A 21,230-nucleotide genomic window follows, 5' to 3' on the forward strand; every position below is an offset into this window, starting at 1 on the left:
GAGTCGCCGGGGACACGTGCCCGCCGACCGAGCCAACAGCGCGTAGTCGCCGCCCCCGGCCCGCTCACCCCGCCGGTACCTCGTCCGGCGGCGCGTCCGGCTCCACCGCCTGCTCCTGGCGGCCTCGGCCCAGCTGGCACGTCGTGCAGACCAGCGTCCGGCCGAGCACCGTGCCGTCGTCCGCGACCACCTGCGCCACGTGCATCGTCGGGAAGCCGCAGACCTCGCAGGGGAGTGAGCCGCTTTCGCGGCTGATGCGGATCTGGGTGCCCATCCGGCCTCCTGGTGTGACGTGGGTCTCAACTACCTTGCCGTCTCCTGGGCCTGAGCCGGGCGATTTCACTCGTTCGGCGCAACGTTCGGTGTCTCCGGAGGGCGTGCCGGCGCCTCCTGTGTTTCAGGGAGTGATCCGGGGTAACCGGCCGGTGAAAACGCACTGGCGGATGCCCGGAGGGGAGCGGAGATGCGAGACAAGCGGAACGACCTGCGACCGGTGGCCGACCTCCTGCTGGAGGGCGGTGACTCCCCGCAGCAGGAGCGCACCCGGCACAAGGCGGCGCTGGCGGTGGCCGCGCAGGCCAAGGATCCGGAGGACTGCGCCCAGTTGCTGGAGATGCTCGGCCTGCACCGCGGTGGCGGGCGCGCCAGCGAAGTCGCCTGAGCGTCGTCACGCTGAGTTTCGGGAGGCCGCCGGACGGGTATCGCTGCCCGTGAGGAGGTCGACATGGCGAGACCGGTGTGGAGCGGCGCGCTGAGCCTGGGGCTGGTCACCGTACCCGTTGAGCTGTACCCCGCGGTGGCGGACCACACGATCCACTTCCACCAGTTCGAACGCGGCACGTCGGACCGAATCCGCAACCGCCGCGTCAACGAGCGGACCGGCGACGAGGTCGACCGGGACGAGATCGTCAAGGGCTACGAGCTCGGCGGCGGCGACCACGTGCTCGTCGAGCCGGACGAGCTGGACGAAATCGCACCCGAACGGTCCCGCCGGATCGACATCGAGCAGTTCGTCGAGCTCGACGACATCGACCCGTGGTTCTTCGACAAGACGTACTGGCTCAAGCCGGCGAAGGACGACTTCGCCAAGGCGTACGGCCTGCTGCTGCAAGCCATGGACCGCAGCGAGAAGGCCGGCGTCGCGAAGTTCGTGCTGCGCGGCAAGGAATACCTCGCGGCGGTCCGCGCCGGCGAGGGCGTCATGGTGCTCAACACCCTGCACTTCGTCGCGGACCTGCGGAAGCCGAAGGACGTCATGGGCGAGCTGCCCAAGCTCCCGAAGGCGCGGCCGAAGGAGCTCGACATGGCGCTCGCGCTGGTCGGCGAGATGACCGCGCCCTGGAAGCCCGAGGACTTCCGCGACGAGTACTCCAAGCGCGTCGAAAAGCTGATCAAGGCCAAGAAAGCCGGCAAGGAGATCACGCACGAGGAGGAGCCGGAACCGTCGGCCGACGTCGTCGACCTGTTCGAGGCGCTCTCGCGCAGCGTGAAGAACCGCAAGAAGCCGGCCGGGAAGGGCCTCGCCGAACTGTCCAAAGCGGACCTGGACAAGCTCGCCCGCGAGCAGGGCGTCAAGGGCCGGTCGAAGATGACGCGCGCCCAGCTCGAGAAGGCGCTGAAGGCCTCGTGACCGGACCCGGCTGGCGCGAGCCCACCCTGGCCACGCTCACCGGCCGCCGGTTCACCGACGCGGACTGGATCTTCGAGCGCAAGCTGGACGGCGTCCGCGCGATCTGCGTCCGCGACGGCGGCTCGCCGACGCTGTACTCGCGCAACCACAAGGTGATGGACAACGCCTACCCCGAAATCGTCGAGGCACTGGCGGCCCAGGGCGGCCCGCGGTTCGTCGCCGACGGGGAGATCGTGGCGTTCGACGGCGCGAACACGAGTTTCGCCGCGCTCCAGCCTCGGATCCACGTGAGCGACCCGGACCGTGCCCGCGCGACCGGCGTGCGCGTCTACTACTACCTCTTCGACCTGCTGTACTTCGACGACCAGGACACGACCGGCCTGCCGCTGCGGCAGCGGAAGGCGCTGCTGCGGGACGCGTTCGGCTTCGAGGGCCCGCTGCGGCTGTCGTCGCACCGGAACACCGAGGGCGAGAAGCTCTTCGAAGAGGCTTGCCGACGCGGGTGGGAAGGCGTCATCGCCAAGCGGGCCGACGCGCCCTACCACCACGGGCGGTCACCCGACTGGCTGAAGTTCAAGTGCGCGCAGGGCCAGGAGCTCGTCATCGGCGGCTTCACCGACCCGCAGGGCTCGCGGCACGGCTTCGGCGCGCTCCTGCTCGGCTACCACGAGGACGGCGGCCTGAAGTACGCCGGCAAGGTCGGCACCGGGTTCGACGAGGAGCTGCTGGCGTCGCTGCACGCGCGGTTGCGGAAGCGGGAGACGCCGGACTCGCCGTTCGCCGGCGCGGTGGGGGAGCGTGGCGCGCACTGGGTCCGGCCGGACCTGGTGGCGCAGATCGACTTCTCCGAATGGACGCGCGACGGGCGGCTGCGGCACCCGCGGTTCGCCGGGCTGCGCGAAGACAAGAAGGCCGGCGACGTCGTACGGGAGCGGGCATGAAGATTTCGCACGCGGACAAGGTGTTCTACCCGGACGACGGCGTGACCAAGGGCGACGTCGCCGAGTACTACCGGACCGTCGCGGATGTCATGCTGCCGCACCTGCGCGGCCGCCCGCTGACGTTGCGGCGCTTCCCCGACGGCATCGCGAAGCAGGGCTGGTTCCAGAAGCACCCGGGCGAGCACTTCCCGGACTCGATCCGCGTCGAGAGCGTTCCCCGCAGCGGCGGCGGCACCGACGACTACGTGGTGTGCGACGACGCCGAAACGCTGGAGTACCTGGCGAACCAGGGAACCGTGGAGTTCCACGTCTGGCTGTCCACTGTGGACGCGCCCGGGCAGCCGGACCGCTTGGTGCTGGACCTCGACCCGCCGGACGGCACCCCCGTCGCCGAGCTGCGCGCGGTCGCCCGGCGCATCCGCGATCAGTACGAGCGTGTCGGGTTGACGGCGTTCGTCCAGGCCACCGGCGGCCGCGGCTTCCACGTGCTCGCACCGCTGGACGCGAAGACGGACACGGAGGTCGTGCTGGAGCTGTCCCGCGCGCTCGCCGGCCGCGTGGCGGAGTCCGACCCGGACCGGCTGACCACGGCCCAGCGCAAGGAAAAGCGCGGCGACCGGATCTTCCTGGACGCCAACCGCAACGGGTACGCGCAGACGTTCGTGGCGCCGTATTCGCTGCGGGCCAGCCCCGGTGCGGCGGCGGCGACACCGCTGGACTGGCGGGAACTCGGCAAGGCCGAACCGGCCGGCTGGAGCCTGGCGAAGGAGAAGCAGCGGCTGGCCCGCAAGGACGACCCGTGGCGCGACCTGGACCGGCACGCGGGGTCGGCCGAGGCGGCGCTGAAGCAGCTGGACTGAGGGCGCGCGGCTCAGCCGAGCAGCTTGCCCGCCGCCTTCAGGTCTGCCACGAAAGCCGCGTACGCTTCGTCCCGGTCCGGTGCCCGCAACACCGCCGACGGGTGCACCGTCGCCACCGCGGACGGCACCAGGTCGGCCAGGTCCTCCGGCGGCTCGACCGGCTCCCCGCGGTGCTGGGTGAGCCGGAACTGGGTGCCCAGCAACGACTGCGCGGCCGTCGCGCCCAGCAGCAGCACCAGGTCCGGGCGGACCGCCCGCAGTTCCGCCAGCAGCCACGGGCGGCAGGCGACGACCTCGGTGCGGCCCGGCTTCCGGTGGATCCGGCGCTTCCCCTCGCGCTTGAACTTGAAGTGCTTGACCGCGTTGGTCACGTACAGCGACCGCCGGTCGAAGCCCGCTTCCTCGAACGCGCGGTCCAGGAGCTTCCCGGCGGGCCCGACGAACGGTTCACCCGCCACGTCTTCCTTGTCGCCGGGCTGTTCTCCGACGACAAGGACCTTCGCCCCGGTCGAGCCTGCACCGAAGACGGTCTGCGTGGCGTCCTGGTACAGCGAGCACCCTTCGCAGCCGGACGCCGCCGACCGCAACCGGGCGAGATCGGTGGTGTCCGGCGGCTCGGCGCGGCGGTGATCCGGCATGGGGCGGGAGATTCCCGTTCGCCGCGCCGAGTAAACCCGGCGACCCCGGGTAGCCGCCGGGTAACCGGATGGAAGGAGTTCACGATGACCACCGCACGCGACATCATGACTCCGGACGCGACCTGCGCCCGCGAGTCGGACACCGTGCACGACGCCGCGGTCACCCTGGCCCGCAAGGGAGTCGGCGCGCTGCCGATCTGCGGTGAGGACGACCGGCTGAAGGGCATGATCACCGACCGCGACATCGTCGTGAAGGTGCTGGCCGAGGGCAAGGACCCGCGGGCGCTGCACGTCGGCGAGCTGGCGGGGGGCGAGGTCGTGACGATCGGTGCCGACGACGACGTGGCGGAGATCCTGCGCACGATGTCCGAGCACCGCGTCCGCCGGCTGCCGGTGATCGACGGGCACGAGCTGGTCGGGATCGTCGCGCAGGCCGACGTGGCCCGGGCGCTGCCGAACCCGAGCGCCGGCGAACTGGTCGAGGCGCTGTCCTACGACTGATCGCCACGCGGCGCGGGGACCCGAGGGGGTATGACGCGCAGCCGGGGAAAGTGGAAGTGGCGACCCGCGTCGCCCTGGACACGCCGGCGGACCTGGCCGAGCACTACCCGCCGGGCGTCGCGGACCAGGCGAAGCGGGTCGCCGGCGACCCGGCGGTGCTCGGGCGCGAGACGGTCAAGGCCAACTCGGTCGCCATCGTCTCCGACGGCTCCGCCCTGCTCGGGCTCGGCGACGCGACCTCGTTCGGCGCGATCAACCTCGAAGACATCGCCGCCCCGCGCTGCTTCACCGTCGAGCGGCGGTTGCACGACGAGCTCGACATCCCCGTCTTCCACGACGACCAGCACGGCACCGCGGTGGTCGTGCTCGGCGCGCTGCACAACGCGCTGAAGCTGACCGGCCGCGACCCGGCCGGGACGTCGGTCGTCATCTCCGGTGCCTGCGCGGCGGGCAGCGCGATCGCCCGGCTGTTGCTGCGCGCCGGCTACCCGGCCCACGGGATCGTCGTCTGCGACCGCGGAGGCGTCCTGCACGAGAACCGCGATCTGATGGGCGAAAAGGGCTGGCTGGCGGCGAACACCAACGCCGGCGGCACCACCGGAACGCTGCAGGACGCCTTGCGCGGCGCGGACGTCTTCGTCGGCGTCAGCGCCGGCGGGACCCTGGCGCCGGCGGACGTGGCGGCCATGGCCGGCCGCGCCATCGTGTTCGCGCTGGCCAACCCGGACCCGGCGGCGGCCGGGCGGCACGCGGGGATCGTCCCAACCGGCCGCAGCGACTTCCCCAACCAGATCACCAACGTGCTGGCGTTCCCGGGGATGTTCCGCGGCTTGCTCGACTCGGGCGCGCCGCGGGTGACCGCGCACATGCTGCTCGCGGCGGCCCGCGCGCTGGCCGACGTCGTGGGGGAGGACCTGGCACCGGGGTGGATCGTGCCGAGCGTGTTCGACGAGGGATTGGTGCCCGCGATGGCCGAAGCCGTGGCGGGCGCGGCGAAGGCCGCCGATCAGTCCACTGTGGACTAGTGGGCGCCCGCGGTCGGGGAGGCGCCGTCTTCGGTGGGCTGGCGCTCCGTCTCGGCGCGGGCGATGTGCCACGCGACCAGCGCGCCGGCGCTCACCGTGCCCCAGAGCACGAGGGCGGCGTCCCTGGCGAACAACCCGACGAGCAGCATGACCACGGCCGTGACGTCGCAGAGGACCAGCAACAGGTTGAACCGCCTGGACCCGCGCAGCTCGCGGCCGCTGAAGGCGGCGGCGAACGCCGGGTCGCTCGCCCGCAGCTCGGCTTCGATTTCGCGCAACGCGTGGTGGTCTCGCTCCGGAAGCATGGGTCCTCCTAGCCTCGGCTACCGGAGTGGTACCCGCTCGCGGCCCGTTCGAAGCGGTCCTTCACCGGAAAGTCAGTGGTTGTCGCGCGGAATGCCCTTCGTCTCGGCGATCCGCTGGTACGCCACGGCCGGGCGCAGCACCATGCCGTCGCAGAGCTGGTCGACCATCGACCGCTGGATCTCCTGCCACGGCGTCTGCGACTCCGGCACCGGGTAGCCGCCCGCTTCGGCGAGCTCCTGGTGGCGCGCCGCGAGTTCGTCGTCCGGGATGAGGACGTCGGCGGTGCCCGCGGCCAGGTCGATCCGCACCCGGTCGCCGGTCCGCAGGACGGCCAGCCCGCCACCCGCCGCGGCTTCGGGGGAGGCGTTGAGGATCGACGGCGAGCCGGAGGTGCCCGACTGGCGGCCGTCGCCGAGGCAGGGCAGCTCGTGCACGCCGCGTTTGATCAGCTCCGCCGGCGGCCGCATGTTCACGACCTCCGCGGAGCCCGGGTAGCCGAGCGGGCCCGTGCCGCGCATGACCAGCAGCGAGTGCTCGTCGACGCCGAGACCGGGTTCGTCGATGCGGGCGTGGTAGTCCTCCGGGCCGTCGAAGACGACCGCGGTGCCCTCGTAGACCCCGCCGGCCAGGTAGCGGCGCCGGAACTCGGGGGAGATGACGCTCGACTTCATGATGGCCGCGTCGAAGAGGTTGCCCTTGAGGACGAGGAACCCGGCGTCGGCGGTGAGGGCGGTGTCGAACGTGCGGATGACGTCCCGGTCGCCGGCCTCGGCGTCGCGGCAGTTGTCGCCGAGCGTGCGGCCGTTGACCGTGCGGGCGTCTTCGTGGATCAGGTGGTGCCGCATGAGCTCGTGCACGACGGCCGGGACACCACCCGCGCGGTGGAACTCCTCGCCGAGGTACTTCCCGGCGGGCTGCAGGTCGACCAGCAGCGGGACGGCGTGGCCGAGCCGCTGCCAGTCGTCGAGGGGCAGGTCGACGCCGATGTGCCGGGCGATGGCCCCGATGTGGATGGGCGCGTTGGTCGAGCCGCCGATCGCCGAGCTCACCACGATGGCGTTTTCGAACGCTTCGCGCGTGAGGATGTCCGACGGCTTGATGTCCTGGTGCACCATCTCGACGATCCGGCGGCCGGTCAGGTAGGCGATCCGCGCGCGATCGCGGTGCGGCGCGGGGATGGCGGCGCACCCGGGCAGGCTCATCCCCAGCGCCTCGGCGAGCGCGTTCATGGTGGAGGCGGTGCCCATGGTGTTGCAGTGCCCGGGCGACGGCGCGGACGACGCGACGAGCTCCATGAACCCGGTGTCGTCGATCTCCCCGGCGGCGAGCAGTTCGCGCGCCTTCCAGATGATGGTGCCGGACCCGGTGCGTTCGCCCTTGTACCAGCCGTTGAGCATCGGCCCGCCGGACAGCACGATGGCCGGGAGGTCCACGGTCGCGGCGGCCATCAGGCACGCGGGCGTGGTCTTGTCGCAGCCGGTGGTGAGGACGACGCCGTCGATGGGGTAGCCGTAGAGCGTCTCGACGAGCCCGAGGTAGGCGAGGTTCCGGTCCAGGGCGGCGGTCGGGCGCTTGCCGGTCTCCTGGATGGGGTGCACGGGGAACTCGATGGCGATCCCCCCGGCCTCGCGGATGCCTTCCCGGGTGCGGTCGGCGAGCTGGAGGTGGTGGCGGTTGCAGGGGGTGAGGTCGGAGCCGGTCTGCGCGATCCCGATGATCGGCTTGCCGGACTGCAGCTCCTCCCGGGTGAGACCCCAGTTCATGTACCGCTCGAGGTAGAGCGCGGTCATCCCGGGGTCGGCCGGGTTGTCGAACCAAGCTTCGCTGCGCAGTCCCATACCGTGCAGTCTGTCAACGGCGGCGCCGGAATGCACGCCCCTCGCGACCACCCCGGCTCCGAAGCCAGGCGGCGCGACCTTGGACGAGCCGCGGACCGCCGGGTGCGGGCGTCCGCCCGGCCCGGATCCCTCGGGCCAGGCGAACGCCCACGGCGCGGGATCGTGGCGGCCACCCGCGCCGGTGGCCGCCACGAATCCCCAGGGCTCAGCCCAGGCCGTTCATCCCGATCACCCGGGAGTACCACTGCGCGCTGCGCTTCAGCGTGCGCACCTGGGTCGCGTAGTCCACGTGCACCAGCCCGAACCGCTTCGCGTACCCCTCGGCCCACTCGAAGTTGTCGAGCAGCGACCAGTAGAAGTACCCGCGCAGGTCCACCCCCGCCGCCAGGGCGTCGTGCGCCGCTCGCAGGTGGGAGTCCAGGAACGTCACCCGGTCGGTGTCGACGATCTCGCCGCCGTCGGCGATGACGTCCGGGTAGGCCGCGCCGTTCTCCGTGATGTACAGCGGCACCCGCCGGTAGCCGCGGTGGACCTGGAGCAACGACTCCGTCAGCCCGGCCGGCTGGACCTCCCAGCCCGAATCCGTGCGCGGGGCCGCCGGGTCCGGGACGAAGTGGACGTCGCCCGCGCCGACCCACTCCGGGCCCGCCGGCTCGCTGCCCGGAACCGGGCGGCCCGCGACGCGGTAGTCGCGGTAGTAGTTCACGCCCAGCCAGTCGACGTGGGCCGCGATGACCGCCGCGTCCTCGTCGCGCACGACGTCGGCGAGCCCGAACGGCGTCAGGTCGGCGACCAGGTCGTCCGGGTAGCCGCCGCGCAGGACCGGGTCGAGGAACAGCCGGTTCTGCAGGCCGTCGATGCGCCGGGCCGCCGCGACGTCGGCGACGTTCGCCGGGTCGTGCGGGGCGACCGGGTACAGGTTCAGCGTGATCCCGGCCGGGACGCCCGGTGCGTGGCGGCGGATGGCGTCCATCGCCAGCCCGTGGCCCAGCAGCAGGTGGTGCGTGGCCGCCACGGCGGCGGGGTGGTCCGTGCGGCCGGGCGCGTGGATGCCGCCCGCGTAGCCCAGCATCGCCGCGCACCACGGCTCGTTCAGCGTCGACCAGCTGGCGACGCGGTCGCCGAGGCGCTCCAGCACCGTCTCGGCGTACTCGGCGAACCGGTAGGCGGTGTCCCGCGAGGTCCAGCCGCCCTTCTCCTCCAGCGCCTGCGGCAGGTCCCAGTGGTAGAGCGTCGCCCACGGCTGGACGCCCGCCTCCAGCAGGCAGTCGACCAGCCGGTCGTAGAAGCCGAGCCCGGCGGCGTTCGGCTCGCCGCCGTCCGGCCGCACCCGCGGCCAGGCCAGCGAAAAGCGGTAGGCGCCGAGGCCGAGACGTCGCATCAGGGCGACGTCCTCGCTGTACCGGCGGTAGTGGTCGGCGGCCGGGTCGCCGGTGTCGCCGCCCACGACCGCACCCGGACGGCGCGCGAAGACGTCCCAGACCGAGTCGGTGCGACCGTCGGCCGAGGTGGCCCCTTCCACCTGGAACGCCGCGGTGGCAGCGCCCCAGACGAACCCGGTCGGGAACATCAGCGCTGTCTCCGCCCGAACGCTGTCGGGATGTACGGACATGTTCACCCTTTCACGGCACCTTGCATGATCCCGGCCACGATCTGGCGGCCGAGGAGGACGAAGACGATGAGGATCGGGATGGTGGCCAGGGTCGTGCCGGCCAGCACCAGCGAATAGTCGACGTAGTAACCGCTCTGGAGCTTCTCCAGCGCGACCTGGACGGTGGGGTTGCCCGCGTCCAGCACGACGAGCGGCCACAGGAAGTCGTTCCAGGACGTCATGAACGTGAACATCGCGAGGATCGCCGCGGCCGGGCGCACGGCGGGCAGGCAGACGTTCCAGAAGATCCGGATCATGCTGCACCCGTCGACGCGCGCGGCCTCGATGAGCTCGTACGGCAGGGCGTCCACGGTGTACTGACGCATCCAGAAGACGCCGAACGCGGTGACCAGGTTGGGCACGATCACCGACTGCAGCCCGCCGGCCCAGCCGAGCTCCGACATCGCGATGAACAGCGGGATGATGCCGAGCTGCGTCGGCACGGCCAGCGTGACGACGATGAACACGAACATCCCGTTGCGGCCCTTGAACCGCAGCTTGGCGAAGGCGAACCCGGCCAGCGACGAGAACAGCACCGTCGTGAGCGTCACCGTGCCGGACACGATGACGCTGTTGGCCAGCGCCTTCCAGAACGGGACGGTGTCGAACACCCGGGCGGCGTTGGCGAAGAAGTTGCCGCCGGGCACGAAGGGCGGGATGCGTTCGGTGAGCATCCCGTTGTCGCGGCTGGCCACCAGGAACGACCAGTAGAACGGGAACAGCGAGCCCAGCACGAAGATCGCGAGCACGATGTACGTCGCCTTGCGCGGTTTCCCGAGCGTGGCGACGGACTTCCGGATGTCCGCGTTGCGGATTCTGCTCTGCAGGGTCGTCATTTCTTCTTCACCGCCGGGGTGCGCGCCAGCCGGCCGGTGAGGAAGAAGTTCACCAGCGCGATGAGCACGATGATCACGAACAGCACCCAGGCGATCGCCGAGGCGTAGCCGAGGTTGTAGTTCTCGAACGCCGACTGGTAGAGGTACAGCGTCACGGTCTGGAACTGGTTGGTGGAGCCGCCGTTGTTCGACCCGGGCATGGCGTCGAACAGCTTGGGCTCGGTGAAGATCTGCAGACCGCCGATCGTCGAGGTGATGGTGACGAAGATCAGCGTCGGCTTCAGCAGCGGCAGGGTGACGGCGGTGAACCGCCGCCACATGCCCGCGCCGTCGATCAGCGCGGCCTCGTGCAGCTCCTTCGGGATGGCCTGCATGGCGGCCAGCACGATCAGCGCGTTGTAGCCGGTCCAGCGCCAGTTCACCATGATCGCGATGGCGACGTGGCTGCCGAAGCGGCTGGCCTGCCAGTCGATCGGGTCCAGCCCGATGGTCTGCAGGACGCCGTTGATCAGGCCGTACTTGGGGCCGAACAGGTTCGCGAAGATGATGCCGATCGCGACGAGGCTGGCCGCGTACGGCAGCAGGATGCCGACGCGCCAGCCGGTCGCGCCGCGCAGCCGGGCCCCGAGCAGGGCCGCCAGCAGCACCGCGATGACGAGCTGCGGGATGCTGGAGAGCAGGAAGATGCTGACCGTGTTGGCCAGCGCGTTCCAGAACTGGCTGTCGGCGAACAGTTCCTTGAAGTTGTCGAAGCCGATGAACTCCGGGTTGTCGTCCCCGGCCTTCCAGTCGAACATCGAGACGTACGCGGTGTAGAGCAGCGGGAACAGCCCGACGATCCCGAACACGATGAAGAACGGCGCGACGTAGAGGTACGGCGATACCTTGACGTCCCACCGGCTCAGCTTGTGCCGGAAGGTGGGCCGGGGAGACGTGCGCTCCCCGGCCTTGCTCCCTTCCGGCGCGACTTTGTCGATGACGGTCATGAGGTCAGCGGGTGATCTTCTTCGCCTGGTCGACCAGTTGCTGCCAGCCGTCCGCCGCCGACTTGCCCTGTTCGACCGCCTGCAGCGCCGGGCTGGAGGCGTTCTCCTGGATCTGGCCGTCGCCCGGGCCCTTGTACTGCGGCTTCTGGACCTTCTTGGCCTGCTCGGCGAACAGCTCGCCGACCTTCGCGCCGCCGAAGTAGGCGTCGGTCTGGCTCAGCAGCGTGGGGTCCGAGAGCGCCTTGACCTGGCTCGGGAAGGTGCCCTTGGCCTGGAACGCCTTGATCTGCTGCTCCGGCGCGGTGAGCCATGCGGCCAGCTCGGCGGCTTCCTTCGGGTGCTTGGACTGCGTCGGCACGGTCAGGTACGAGCCGCCCCAGTTGCCGCCGCCGCCGGGGAAGGCCGCGGTGACGGCCCACTTGTTCGCGTTCTCCGGGCCGGCCTGCTCCTTGATCACGCCGAGCATCCACGCCGGGCACACCTTCGTGGCGAAGGCGCCCTGCTTGAAGCCGGAGTTCCACTCGTTGCTGAACGCGGTCAGCTTGGCCGACTCGCCCTTCGCGACGGCGTCGGTGACCTTGGTCCAGGCGTCCTTGATGCCCTGGTTGCCCTCGACGGCGAGCTTGTCGTCGCTGCCGATGTAGCCCTGGGGGAGCTGGTTGACCATGGCGTTGAAGTTCTGCGCGGCCGAGTCGAACCAGGCCTTGCCCTTGGACTTGGCGACGTAGTCGGCGCCGGCGGCGAAGTAGCTGTCCCACGTGGCGAACAGCGGCTTGACGGCCTCGGGGTCGTCCGGCAGCCCGGCGGCCTTGAACATGTCCTTGCGGTAGCACATGGCGAGCGGGCCGATGTCGGTCCCGTAGCCGATGACCTTGCCGTCCTTGGTCTTGGCGGCGTCGTACTTCCAGCTGAGCCAGCGGTCGGGGGAGGCGTCGGCGGGGCCGATCTTGGTCAGGTCGTTGAACTTCGAGCCCTTGTCGAGCACGTCGGACAGGTGGCCCTCTTCCACCGCGGCGACGTCGGCGAGACCCGAGCCAGCGGCCAGCTTGGTGATGAGGTCCTGGTGGTACGGGCCGCCCTGGCCGGTCTTGCGGTGGGTGACCTTGATGTTGGGGTGCAGCCGCTCGTACTCCGGGATGAGTGCCTCGTAGCCGAACTCGGTGAACGTCGACAGCGTGAGCTCGACGTGCTCGTTCGGGTTCGCGGCGGCCGGCGTCTGGTCACCACCGCCACCGCAGGCCGTGGCGCCGAGCGCCGTCATCGTGATGCCCAGTGCGAGGACCAGGCCGTTCCGAATCGTTCTCACGTGTCCAACCACCTTGTTGACGGGAATGAGCGCTCTCACTGCTGGGAGCCGATCTGGGAGCGCTCCCAGGTGTCGCAGAGTCTGCTGGGGCCCTCCACCGGTGTCAAGGGGTCGTAACCGGAGTGTTTCCTGCGAGGAGCGCTCCCGGACTTCGTCCACGCTTGCCGGTTAAGCTGTCGACGTCCGGGTGGTTGAGGGAGCGAGGGCGGTAGGTGTGGGGCCTCGAGCAGGGGATGAAGAGCGGCCGACGCTGGAGGACGTCGCGGCGTTCGCCGGCGTCTCGCGGTCGACGGCGTCGCGCGCGCTGAACGACGACGCGTACGTCAGCGCGGCGGCGCGCGAGAAGGTCCAAGCCGCGGCCCGTGACCTGGGCTATTCCCCGAACCAGGCGGCCCGTTCGCTGGTCACCCGCCGCACCGGCGCGATCGCCGTGGTGCTCTCGGAGCCGGAAGCCCGGCTCCTCGACGACCCGTACCGGACGTCGGTCATGCGCGCCGGGTACCGCGAGCTCGCCGACATCGGCCGCCAGATGGTGCTGATCTTCAGCGACACGCGCGAAGACCTGAGCAAGACGGTCCGGTTCCTCGAGGGCGGGCACGTCGACGGCGCGCTGGTGTTCGCGCCGCACCGCGCCGACCCGCTCCCCAAGGCACTGCGCCTGCTGCGCATCCCGGTGGTGTTCGGCGGCCAGGCGGCCGGCATCCGCCGCGGCGTCCACGTGGTCGACTTCGACAACGAGGGTGGCGCCCGCCTGGCGGTGGAACACCTGGTCGCGGCCGGGCGGCGGCGCATCTGCACGATCGCCGGGCCCCAGGACCAGAGTGCCTCGATCGACCGCCTCGCCGGCTGGCGCAAGACCCTCCTCGACGCCGGCCTCGACCCCGCCGACCTGGTCGAAGAGGCCGACTTCACGCTGTCCGGCGGCGCGAACGCGATGTCCGCCCTGCTCACCCGCCACCCGGACCTCGACGCGGTGTTCGTGGCGAGCGACATGATGGCGGTGGGCGCACTGCGCACCCTGGACGCGGCGGGCCGTCGCATCCCGGCCGACGTGGCGGTGGTCAGCTTCGACGACAACGCGACCCTCGCCCCGGCGATGGACCCGCCGCTGACGTCGGTGCACCAGGACCCGCGCGAGCAGGTCCACGCGATGGTGGAGACGCTGCTGCAGCTGCTCGACGACCAGAGCCTGAAGCCGCGGCAGCAGGTCCTGCCGGTCTCGCTGGCGGTGCGCGCCTCGAGCTGAGGTTCGGTTGCGCGCGCCTCCAGCTGACGTTCGGGCCGCTCCCGCCGGGCGGTCCTCGGCGGTGCGCGCCTCGGGCTGAATTCCCGCACCGGCGGAGGCGAGGGCCGCAGCCGGCGCCCGCGTCGACCCGCCCTTCGAGTCCGCCCGTTTCACGCGCTGCCGCCGTTCGGGGGTGCGCCGATCTCTCGCGTGCTCAAACCGTGGGTCCGGTCGACGGCGTCGATAGGTGTCACCCTTCCGGCCGAGATGTACGCCTTCGGCGCTAAACAGCGTTTCCTCACCACTCCAAGTCACCAGAAAACTGCGCCGAACGAGTGAGGCACCCACCATCGGGTGGAGCTGTTCAGGAGCGTTCAGCGGACCGTCGTTCGCCCCGTGCGCAGACGTGACGTCGGCGGCCGGGGTGTCCTTCTGACTCGATTCTTTACATCCAGGTTTCCGGCTGGCTACCGTCTGCGCCTGGAAGCGCTCCCAGATCGCTGGCTCCCTACGGACAAAGGAGTTCCGCAGCCATGCGTTCCTCTCCCCGATGGCGCAGAACGCGCCGCTCGCGCGGCTTGGCCCTGGCCACCGCCGTGGTCGCGGCCGCCGCCGCGCTGATCGCCCCACCACCGGCGCTCGGCGCCGATGTCGCCTGTTCCGTCACCTACACCACCAACGACTGGGACTCCGGGTTCACCGCCAACGTCTCGCTGCGCAACGACGGCTCGCCGCTCGACAGCTGGAAGGTCGGCTGGACCTTCCTCGACGGCCAGAAGGTCCAGCAGGGCTGGAGCGCCACCTTCGCCCAGACCGGCGCCGCGGTCACCGCGTCGAACCTGTCCTACAACGGCCACCTCGACACCGGGGCGAGCACCAGCTTCGGCTTCAACGGCTCGAAGGGCTCCGCCAACCGGCCGCCGGCCGACTTCTCCGTCAACGGCACCGCGTGCACCGGCGCCAACAAGGCCCCGACCGTCACCCTGACCGCGCCCACGTCCACCGGCACCTACTACGCCCCCGCGACGATCCCGCTCGCCGCGACCGCCGCGGACAGCGACGGCACCGTCAGCAAGGTCGAGTTCTACGCCGGCGACACGCTGCTGGCCACCGACACGGCCGCGCCGTTCGAGGGCAGCTGGGGCAACGTCCCGGCCGGGACGTACTCGGTCACCGCGAAGGCCTACGACAACAAGGGCGCGAGCACGTCGTCCAGCCCGGTCAGCGTCAAGGTGCTGTCCGGACCCACGATCGTCGCCACCCCGGCGACCGCGCAGGTCAAGCAGGGCGGCACGGCGACGTTCGCCGTCAGCCTCGCCGGCGCGCCGACCGCCCCGGTGACCGTCGCCGTCGCGCGGACGGCGGGCAGCACCGACCTCACCGCGAGCCCCACGAGCGTCACCTTCTCGACGACGAACTGGAACACCCCTCAGAACGTCACCGTGACGAGCGCCGACAACGGGGGAGCGCTGGGCAGCGCCACCTTCACCGCGAGCAGCTCCGGCTACACCGCGGCCACGGTGACGGTGAACGAGATCTCGTCGTCCACTTCGGACTACCAGCTCGCGTTCCTCACGCAGTACAACAAGATCAAGGACCCGAACAACGGCTACTTCCGCAAGTTCGGGAACATCCTGGTGCCCTACCACTCGATCGAGACGCTCATCGTCGAGGCGCCGGACCAGGGGCACGAGACGACGTCGGAGGCGTTCAGCTACTACCTGTGGCTGGAGGCGTCCTACGGCCGGATCACCGGTGACTGGGCCCCGTTCAACCAGGCCTGGACGTCGATCGAGACCTACGCGATCCCGTCCGCGGCCGACCAGCCGGGCAACTCCGGCTACAACGCGAGCAAGCCGGCGACCTACGCGGCCGAGTACCCGAGCCCGAAGCAGTACCCGTCGCAGCTGCAGTCGAACGTCTCGGTCGGGGCCGACCCGATCGCGGCGGAGCTGAAGGCGGCCTACGGCTCGGCGGACGTCTACGGCATGCACTGGCTGCTCGACGTGGACAACATCTACAAGTTCGGCCACTGCGAAGACGGCACGAACACCGCGCCGGCGTTCATCAACACCTTCCAGCGCGGTTCGCAGGAATCGGTCTGGGAAACGGTCACTCAGCCCAGCTGCGACGTGCTGAAGTTCGGCGGCAAGAACGGCTACCTCGACCTGTTCACCGGCGACTCGTCGTACGCGAAGCAGTGGAAGTACACCAACGCGCCCGACGCGGACGCCCGCGCCGTGCAGGTGGCCTTCCAGGCCGAGAAGTGGGCGGCCGCGCAGGGCAAGAGCGCGGACGTTTCGTCGGTCGTCAAGAAGGCGTCGAAGATGGGCGACTACCTCCGGTATTCGCTGTTCGACAAGTACTTCAAGAAGATCGGCAACTGCGTCGGCGCGTCCAGCTGCGCCGCGGGCACCGGCAAGGACAGCGAGCACTACCTCGTCTCCTGGTACTACGCCTGGGGCGGCTCGATGGACTCGTCCAGCGCCTGGGCGTGGCGGATCGGTGACGGCGCGGCCCACCAGGGCTACCAGAACCCCTTGGCCGCGTACGCGCTTTCGGCGGATCCCGGCCTGAAGGTCACCTCGGCCACCGGCGCGAGCGACTGGGCGACCAGCCTCGGCCGCCAGCTGGAGTTCCTGCAGTGGCTGCAATCGTCCGAAGGCGGGCTCGCCGGCGGCGCGACCAACAGCTGGGAAGGCCAGTACGGCACCCCGCCGTCCGGCACGCCGACGTTCTACGGGATGTTCTACGACCAGCAGCCGGTCTGGCACGACCCGCCGAGCAACCAGTGGTTCGGCTTCCAGACGTGGGGCATGGAGCGGATCGCCGAGTACTACCAGGCGACGAACGACGCCCGCGCCAAGAAGATCCTCGACAAGTGGGTGCCCTGGGCGATCGCGAACACCACGGTCGGGGCCGGCGGGAGCTTCCAGATCCCGGCGGACCTGGGCTGGAGCGGCGCGCCGGACACCTGGAACGCGACCAGCCCGGGCTCGAACACGAGCCTGCACGTCACGGTGAAGAACTACAGCAACGACGTCGGGGTCGCGGCCTCGCTCGCCAAGACGCTGCTCTACTACGCGTCCGGGTCGAGCAACGCCCAGGCGAAGACGGTCGGCGAGCAGCTGCTGACCGCGCTGTCGGCGAACACCGACACCCAGGGCATCGCGGTGCCGGAGACCCGGACGGACTACAACCGGTTCGACGACGCCTACAACGCCACCACGGACCAGGGGCTGTACGTCCCCACCGGCTGGACCGGCACGATGCCGAACGGCGACGCGATCAACTCCAGCTCGACGTTCGGATCCATCCGCTCCTTCTACAAGAGCGACCCGCAGTGGCCGAAGGTCCAGGCCTACCTGGACGGCGGCGCCGCGCCGACGTTCACCTACCACCGGTTCTGGGCGCAGTCGGAGATCGCCACGGCGTTCGCCGCCCACGTCGCCCTGTTCGGCTGAAAGGCACTCGATGAAGCGACTGCTCTCGTTGGTGGTCGCCGCACTGGTCGGGGGCGCCGTTCTCACGGCGTCCCCGGCCGCCGCGGCCCCCACCCCCGCACTTTCACGTGAAAGTGCCCACCTGGGAGCGGCACTTTCACGTGAAAGTGCCGCACTGGGAACCGGCACCGGGTTCTGGCACGCCAGCGGTTCCCAGCTCGTGGACGCGACCGGTGCGCCGGTGCGGATGACCGGCGTCAACTGGTTCGGCGCCGAGACCGGCAACTACTCGCCGCACGGCCTGTGGAGCCGCAACTACAAGGACATGCTCGACCAGATGGCGAGCCTCGGCTACAACACGCTGCGGCTCCCGTACTCCAACCAGCTCTTCGACAGCGGTGTCAAGCCGACCAGCATCGACGCCGTCCAGAACCCGGACCTGCAAGGGCTTTCCGGGCTGCAGGTGCTCGACAAGATCATCGCCTACGCCGGCACCAAGGGCATGCGCGTCATCCTCGACCAGCACCGGCCGGACTCCGGCGCGCAGTCCCCGCTCTGGTACACCAGCGCCTACCCCGAGAGCCGGTGGCTGTCGGACTGGACCATGCTGGCCCAGCACTACAAGGGCAACACCACGGTGATCGGCGCCGACCTGCACAACGAGCCCCACGCCGTCCAGGGCGGCGGGGGAGCGTGCTGGGGCTGCGGCGACACCGCGACCGACTGGCGCCTGGCCGCCGAACGCGGCGGCAACGCCGTCCTCTCGGCCAACCCCGACTGGCTGGTCATCGTCGAAGGCGTCGACTGCGTGAGCGGCACCGGCGACCCGCAGTGCGGCTGGTGGGGCGGGAACCTGTCCGGGGCCAAGCAGTTCCCGGTGCGGCTGTCCAAGCCGGACAAGCTCGTTTACTCGGCGCACGAGTACGCGACTTCCGTGTTCGCGCAGCCGTGGTTCTCCGACCCGTCGTTCCCGGCGAACCTGCCCGCGCTGTGGGACCACTTCTTCGGCTACCTGCAGAAGCAGAACATCGCGCCGGTGCTGCTCGGCGAGTTCGGCAGCACGCTGGCCGACCCGCGCGACAAGACCTGGCTGCAGGAACTGATGAAGTACGCCGGCACCGGGCCCACCGGGATGAGCTTCACGTACTGGTCGTGGAACCCGAACTCGGGCGACACCGGCGGGATCCTCAACGACGACTGGACCACGGTCAACCAGGTCAAGCAGGGGATCCTGCAGCCCTACCTGATCCCGCCGGTGGGTTCCGGCGGCGGGACGACCGATCCGCCGCCCGCGGTGAGCTGCGCGGTCACCTACCACGTCGACAACACGTGGCAAGGCGGGTTCGTCGCCTCCGTGACCCTCAAGAACACCGGGACCGCGCCGCTGAAGACTTGGGCGCTCGGCTGGACCGAACCTTCGGGGGTGCAGATCACCGGGGGCTGGGGCGCCACCGTCACCCAGTCCGGGCAGCAGGCGACCGCCAAGGCGCCGACCTGGGCACCCGACCTCGCCGGCGGCGCTTCGACGTCGATCGGCTTCCAGGCGACCGGCGCCTCGACCGGCTCGCCCGGCGGCTTCGCCGTCGGCGCGACCGCGTGCACCACCTGACCCGTCCACCGAACACGAAGGAGCACACTCGATGAGGAGTGAATTCTGGTCCCCGAAGAGGAAAGTGCGGCTCGCCGCGGCTTCCTCGGTGACGGCCGCCGCGGTCGTCGCGGGGCTGCTGGTGGCCGGCGGCAGCCCGGCGACCGCCGCCACCGGGTGCAAGGTCACCTACACCACCAACCAGTGGGACACCGGCTTCACCGCGAACCTCGCGGTGACCAACCTCGGCGACGCCCTCACGAGCTGGGACGTCCAGTGGGACTTCGCCGGCAACCAGCAGGTGCAGCAGGGCTGGAGCGCCACGTTCAGCCAGAGCGGCAAGCACGTGAGCGCGAAGAACCCGTCGTGGGGCGGCGCGCTCGGCTCGAACGCGACGGCGAGCTTCGGCTTCAACGGCTCGTACTCCGGGACGAACGCCGTCCCGGGCACGTTCACGCTGAACGGCGTCGTCTGCGACGGCAGCACGGGCGGCCCGACGACGACGCCGACCACGCCGACAACCCCCACGACGCCGACCACCCCGACCACGCCCACCACGGTGACGACCACGCCGCAGCCGGGTACCCACGTGGACAACCCGTACGTCGGCTCGAAGGGGTACGTGAACCCGGACTGGTCGGCCTCGGTGACCGCGGCCGCCGCGGCCAAGGGCGGCACGCTCGGCGCCCAGATGGCCAAGGTCGCGAACACGTCCACGGCCGTGTGGCTGGACCGGATCGCGGCCATCGAGGGCACGTCGAGCGCGCGCGGCCTGCGCGGGCACCTCGACGCGGCGCTGTCCCAGGCGAGCGGCGGCACGCCGGTGACGATCCAGATCGTCGTCTACGACCTGCCGAACCGCGACTGCGCGGCGCTGGCGTCCAACGGCGAGCTGCAGGCGGGCTCGGGCGGCCTGGCCCGGTACAAGAGCGAGTACATCGACCCGATCGCGTCGATCCTGTCCGACTCGAAGTACGCGCCGCTGCGGGTCGTGGCGGTCGTCGAACCGGACTCGCTGCCCAACCTGGTCACCAACACCGCGACGGCCAAGTGCGCCGAAGCGCAGTCGACCGGGGCCTACACCCAGGGCATCCAGTACGCGCTGAACAAGCTGCACGCGATCTCCAACGTCTACAACTACCTGGACATCGCGCACTCGGCGTGGCTGGGCTGGGACAGCAACTTCCAGCCGTTCGTCAACCTGGTCAAGCAGACGCTGCAGGGCACGACGGCCGGGGTGAACAGCATCGACGGCTTCATCAGCGACACGGCTAACTACACGCCGCTGACCGAGCCGAACCTGCCGGACTCGAACCTCAACGTCGGGGGCCAGCCCCTGCGGTCGGCGACGTTCTACCAGTGGAACCCGTACTTCGCCGAGGTCCCGTTCGCCCTTGCGATGTACAACGCGTTCGTGTCGGCGGGCCTGCCCAGCGGCATCGGCATGCTGATCGACACCTCCCGCAACGGCTGGGGCGGTTCGGCCCGGCCCAGTGGCGCGTCGGGGTCCACTGTGGACAGCTACGTGAACTCCGGCCGGATCGACCGGCGGCTGCACCGCGGCAACTGGTGCAACCAGAGCGGAGCCGGCCTGGGTGTGCGGCCGACGGCGTCGCCCGCGGCGCACTTCGACGCCTACGTCTGGATCAAGCCGCCGGGTGAGTCCGACGGCGCGAGCTCGCAGATCCCGAACGACGAAGGCAAGGGCTTCGACCGGATGTGCGACCCGACCTACCACGGCAGCGACCAGGCGAACGGCGGCAACCTGACCGGCGCCCTGCCGAACTCGCCGCTGTCGGGCAAGTGGTTCCAGGCCCAGTTCGAGGAACTGGTCCAGAACGCCTACCCGGCGGTGCAGTAACGGTTTCCGGGCCGGGCGGTGCCGCGCAGCCGCCGCCCGGCCCGGGCTCCACTCACAGGTCTTTGCGGAAACTCAGCCGGTCCAGGCCCGGCCCGTCGTAGTCGGGCTGGACCGGCAACCCCTCGAACTCCTTCGGCCCTGGTTCGGTGACGAACCCCATCCGGGTGTGGAACGCGTGCGAACCCTTGTTCACCGGCGACGTGATCGCCCGGACGACCGACCGCCCGTTTTCGCGGCTGTGGGCGAAGAAGCGCTCGTACAGCGCCGCGCCCAGGCCGCGCCCGCGTTCGGCGGGATCGACCCCGACGAAGTGGATGTAGCTCTCGGCCGGCCGCGACGGCGAGAGGAACCCGATCAGGAACGCGACGATCCGGTCGTCGCCGGTCACGAGGAAGCTGCTGCCGGTGAAGTGCTGGAACATGAGCTTCGGCAGGAGCAGCGCCCGTTGACGGGACCCTTCCGCACCGCCGAGCCCGCCCCACCAGGTGTCGAGGACGGCGAGCACGGGCAGGTGGTCGTCCGGCCCGGGGCGGCGGACGGCGTGGCCGAGGAGCGGCGCGAGATCGGTCATGGCGCCCACCCTGCCAACCGGCCC

19 protein-coding genes are annotated in these 21,230 nt (G+C 70.5%); 10 read left to right on the forward strand and 9 right to left on the reverse strand.

The window, feature by feature from the left end:
- Positions 1-64 precede the first annotated feature (64 nt).
- Positions 65-274 carry a hypothetical protein gene (locus ACLJQM_RS40420; RefSeq protein WP_360770540.1) on the reverse strand — a complete coding sequence of 70 codons (210 nt, stop codon included), beginning with the start codon at positions 272-274 and terminating at the stop codon, positions 65-67.
- 189 nt (positions 275-463) lie between these two features.
- Between ACLJQM_RS40420 and ACLJQM_RS40425 the strand changes: the two genes are divergently transcribed.
- From ACLJQM_RS40425 to ligD (ACLJQM_RS40440), 4 genes are all read left to right on the forward strand, one after another.
- Positions 464-661: a hypothetical protein gene (locus ACLJQM_RS40425; RefSeq protein ID WP_247022959.1), complete on the forward strand. Its 198-nt coding sequence runs from the start codon at positions 464-466 to the stop codon at positions 659-661.
- A 63-nt stretch (positions 662-724) separates the two neighbouring features.
- Positions 725-1,630, forward strand: coding sequence for a Ku protein (locus ACLJQM_RS40430; RefSeq protein ID WP_410635618.1), 906 nt, complete (start codon positions 725-727; stop codon positions 1,628-1,630).
- Entirely contained in the window at positions 1,627-2,571 is a 945-nt protein-coding gene (gene ligD, locus ACLJQM_RS40435) for a non-homologous end-joining DNA ligase (RefSeq protein ID WP_410635620.1), read from the forward strand. Before ACLJQM_RS40430 ends, ligD (ACLJQM_RS40435) begins: the two co-directional genes overlap by 4 nt.
- Positions 2,568-3,431 (forward strand): non-homologous end-joining DNA ligase, encoded by an 864-nt coding sequence (gene ligD / locus ACLJQM_RS40440; RefSeq protein ID WP_410635621.1) that lies wholly within the window; start codon positions 2,568-2,570, stop codon positions 3,429-3,431. The genes ligD (ACLJQM_RS40435) and ligD (ACLJQM_RS40440) overlap by 4 nt, the downstream gene beginning before the upstream one ends.
- Before the next feature lie 11 nt (positions 3,432-3,442).
- Here the strand turns inward: ligD (ACLJQM_RS40440) and ACLJQM_RS40445 are convergent, their stop codons facing one another.
- Positions 3,443-4,069: a UdgX family uracil-DNA binding protein gene (locus tag ACLJQM_RS40445; protein ID WP_410635622.1), complete on the reverse strand. Its 627-nt coding sequence runs from the start codon at positions 4,067-4,069 to the stop codon at positions 3,443-3,445.
- 84 nt (positions 4,070-4,153) lie between these two features.
- Between ACLJQM_RS40445 and ACLJQM_RS40450 the strand changes: the two genes are divergently transcribed.
- Entirely contained in the window at positions 4,154-4,570 is a 417-nt protein-coding gene (locus tag ACLJQM_RS40450; RefSeq protein WP_410635623.1) for a CBS domain-containing protein, read from the forward strand.
- Between the two features lie 56 nt (positions 4,571-4,626).
- Entirely contained in the window at positions 4,627-5,595 is a 969-nt protein-coding gene (locus ACLJQM_RS40455) for an NADP-dependent malic enzyme (RefSeq protein WP_410635625.1), read from the forward strand.
- Here the strand turns inward: ACLJQM_RS40455 and ACLJQM_RS40460 are convergent.
- The 6 genes from ACLJQM_RS40460 to ACLJQM_RS40485 all read right to left on the reverse strand — a co-directional run bounded on the left by ACLJQM_RS40460 (position 5,592) and on the right by ACLJQM_RS40485 (position 12,518).
- On the reverse strand, positions 5,592-5,900 hold the full coding sequence (locus tag ACLJQM_RS40460; RefSeq protein ID WP_360770566.1) for a DUF3040 domain-containing protein: 309 nt from the start codon (positions 5,898-5,900) through the stop codon (positions 5,592-5,594). The two genes, ACLJQM_RS40455 and ACLJQM_RS40460, sit on opposite strands and share 4 nt — an antisense overlap.
- A 72-nt stretch (positions 5,901-5,972) precedes the next feature.
- A complete protein-coding gene (locus ACLJQM_RS40465; RefSeq protein ID WP_410635626.1) occupies positions 5,973-7,739 on the reverse strand; it encodes an IlvD/Edd family dehydratase in 1,767 nt (588 codons plus the stop codon).
- 205 nt (positions 7,740-7,944) lie between these two features.
- A complete protein-coding gene (locus ACLJQM_RS40470; RefSeq protein WP_247022969.1) occupies positions 7,945-9,357 on the reverse strand; it encodes a GH1 family beta-glucosidase in 1,413 nt (470 codons plus the stop codon).
- Complete coding sequence (locus ACLJQM_RS40475) at positions 9,354-10,226, reverse strand: carbohydrate ABC transporter permease (RefSeq protein WP_247022970.1); 873 nt, start codon at positions 10,224-10,226, stop codon at positions 9,354-9,356. Before ACLJQM_RS40475 ends, ACLJQM_RS40470 begins: the two co-directional genes overlap by 4 nt.
- Positions 10,223-11,212 (reverse strand): carbohydrate ABC transporter permease, encoded by a 990-nt coding sequence (locus tag ACLJQM_RS40480; protein ID WP_247022972.1) that lies wholly within the window; start codon positions 11,210-11,212, stop codon positions 10,223-10,225. Before ACLJQM_RS40480 ends, ACLJQM_RS40475 begins: the two co-directional genes overlap by 4 nt.
- 4 nt (positions 11,213-11,216) lie before the next feature.
- Positions 11,217-12,518 carry an ABC transporter substrate-binding protein gene (locus tag ACLJQM_RS40485; RefSeq protein WP_410635629.1) on the reverse strand — a complete coding sequence of 434 codons (1,302 nt, stop codon included), beginning with the start codon at positions 12,516-12,518 and terminating at the stop codon, positions 11,217-11,219.
- Positions 12,519-12,768: 250 nt separating this feature from the next.
- Between ACLJQM_RS40485 and ACLJQM_RS40490 the strand changes: the two genes are divergently transcribed.
- From ACLJQM_RS40490 to ACLJQM_RS40505, 4 genes are all read left to right on the forward strand, one after another.
- Positions 12,769-13,764: a LacI family DNA-binding transcriptional regulator gene (locus tag ACLJQM_RS40490; protein ID WP_360771149.1), complete on the forward strand. Its 996-nt coding sequence runs from the start codon at positions 12,769-12,771 to the stop codon at positions 13,762-13,764.
- Between the two features lie 512 nt (positions 13,765-14,276).
- Positions 14,277-17,207: a glycoside hydrolase family 48 protein gene (locus ACLJQM_RS40495; protein ID WP_410635630.1), complete on the forward strand. Its 2,931-nt coding sequence runs from the start codon at positions 14,277-14,279 to the stop codon at positions 17,205-17,207.
- 10 nt (positions 17,208-17,217) lie between these two features.
- Positions 17,218-18,795: a cellulase family glycosylhydrolase gene (locus tag ACLJQM_RS40500; RefSeq protein WP_410635632.1), complete on the forward strand. Its 1,578-nt coding sequence runs from the start codon at positions 17,218-17,220 to the stop codon at positions 18,793-18,795.
- 31 nt (positions 18,796-18,826) lie between these two features.
- Positions 18,827-20,635: a glycoside hydrolase family 6 protein gene (locus ACLJQM_RS40505; RefSeq protein WP_410635634.1), complete on the forward strand. Its 1,809-nt coding sequence runs from the start codon at positions 18,827-18,829 to the stop codon at positions 20,633-20,635.
- A gap of 52 nt (positions 20,636-20,687) precedes the next feature.
- Here the strand turns inward: ACLJQM_RS40505 and ACLJQM_RS40510 are convergent, their stop codons facing one another.
- A complete protein-coding gene (locus ACLJQM_RS40510; RefSeq protein WP_247022981.1) occupies positions 20,688-21,206 on the reverse strand; it encodes a GNAT family N-acetyltransferase in 519 nt (172 codons plus the stop codon).
- Between the last annotated feature and the right edge of the window lie 24 nt (positions 21,207-21,230).

Source organism: Amycolatopsis sp. cmx-4-83 (assembly GCF_046548815.1).
Taxonomy (GTDB): domain Bacteria; phylum Actinomycetota; class Actinomycetes; order Mycobacteriales; family Pseudonocardiaceae; genus Amycolatopsis; species Amycolatopsis pretoriensis_A.

Excerpts from the sequence above, each read along its gene's own strand:
- ACLJQM_RS40420 (WP_360770540.1), bottom strand. The coding sequence starts at position 274 with ATGGGCACCCAGATCCGCATCAGCCGCGAAAGCGGCTCACTCCCCTGC.
- ACLJQM_RS40425 (WP_247022959.1), top strand. The coding sequence starts at position 464 with ATGCGAGACAAGCGGAACGACCTGCGACCGGTGGCCGACCTCCTGCTG.
- ACLJQM_RS40430 (WP_410635618.1), top strand. The coding sequence starts at position 725 with ATGGCGAGACCGGTGTGGAGCGGCGCGCTGAGCCTGGGGCTGGTCACC.
- ligD (WP_410635621.1), top strand. The coding sequence starts at position 2,568 with ATGAAGATTTCGCACGCGGACAAGGTGTTCTACCCGGACGACGGCGTG.
- ACLJQM_RS40445 (WP_410635622.1), bottom strand. The coding sequence starts at position 4,069 with ATGCCGGATCACCGCCGCGCCGAGCCGCCGGACACCACCGATCTCGCC.
- ACLJQM_RS40450 (WP_410635623.1), top strand. The coding sequence starts at position 4,154 with ATGACCACCGCACGCGACATCATGACTCCGGACGCGACCTGCGCCCGC.
- ACLJQM_RS40460 (WP_360770566.1), bottom strand. The coding sequence starts at position 5,900 with ATGCTTCCGGAGCGAGACCACCACGCGTTGCGCGAAATCGAAGCCGAG.
- ACLJQM_RS40465 (WP_410635626.1), bottom strand. The coding sequence starts at position 7,739 with ATGGGACTGCGCAGCGAAGCTTGGTTCGACAACCCGGCCGACCCCGGG.
- ACLJQM_RS40475 (WP_247022970.1), bottom strand. The coding sequence starts at position 10,226 with ATGACGACCCTGCAGAGCAGAATCCGCAACGCGGACATCCGGAAGTCC.
- ACLJQM_RS40480 (WP_247022972.1), bottom strand. The coding sequence starts at position 11,212 with ATGACCGTCATCGACAAAGTCGCGCCGGAAGGGAGCAAGGCCGGGGAG.
- ACLJQM_RS40495 (WP_410635630.1), top strand. The coding sequence starts at position 14,277 with ATGCGTTCCTCTCCCCGATGGCGCAGAACGCGCCGCTCGCGCGGCTTG.
- ACLJQM_RS40500 (WP_410635632.1), top strand. The coding sequence starts at position 17,218 with ATGAAGCGACTGCTCTCGTTGGTGGTCGCCGCACTGGTCGGGGGCGCC.
- ACLJQM_RS40505 (WP_410635634.1), top strand. The coding sequence starts at position 18,827 with ATGAGGAGTGAATTCTGGTCCCCGAAGAGGAAAGTGCGGCTCGCCGCG.
- ACLJQM_RS40510 (WP_247022981.1), bottom strand. The coding sequence starts at position 21,206 with ATGACCGATCTCGCGCCGCTCCTCGGCCACGCCGTCCGCCGCCCCGGG.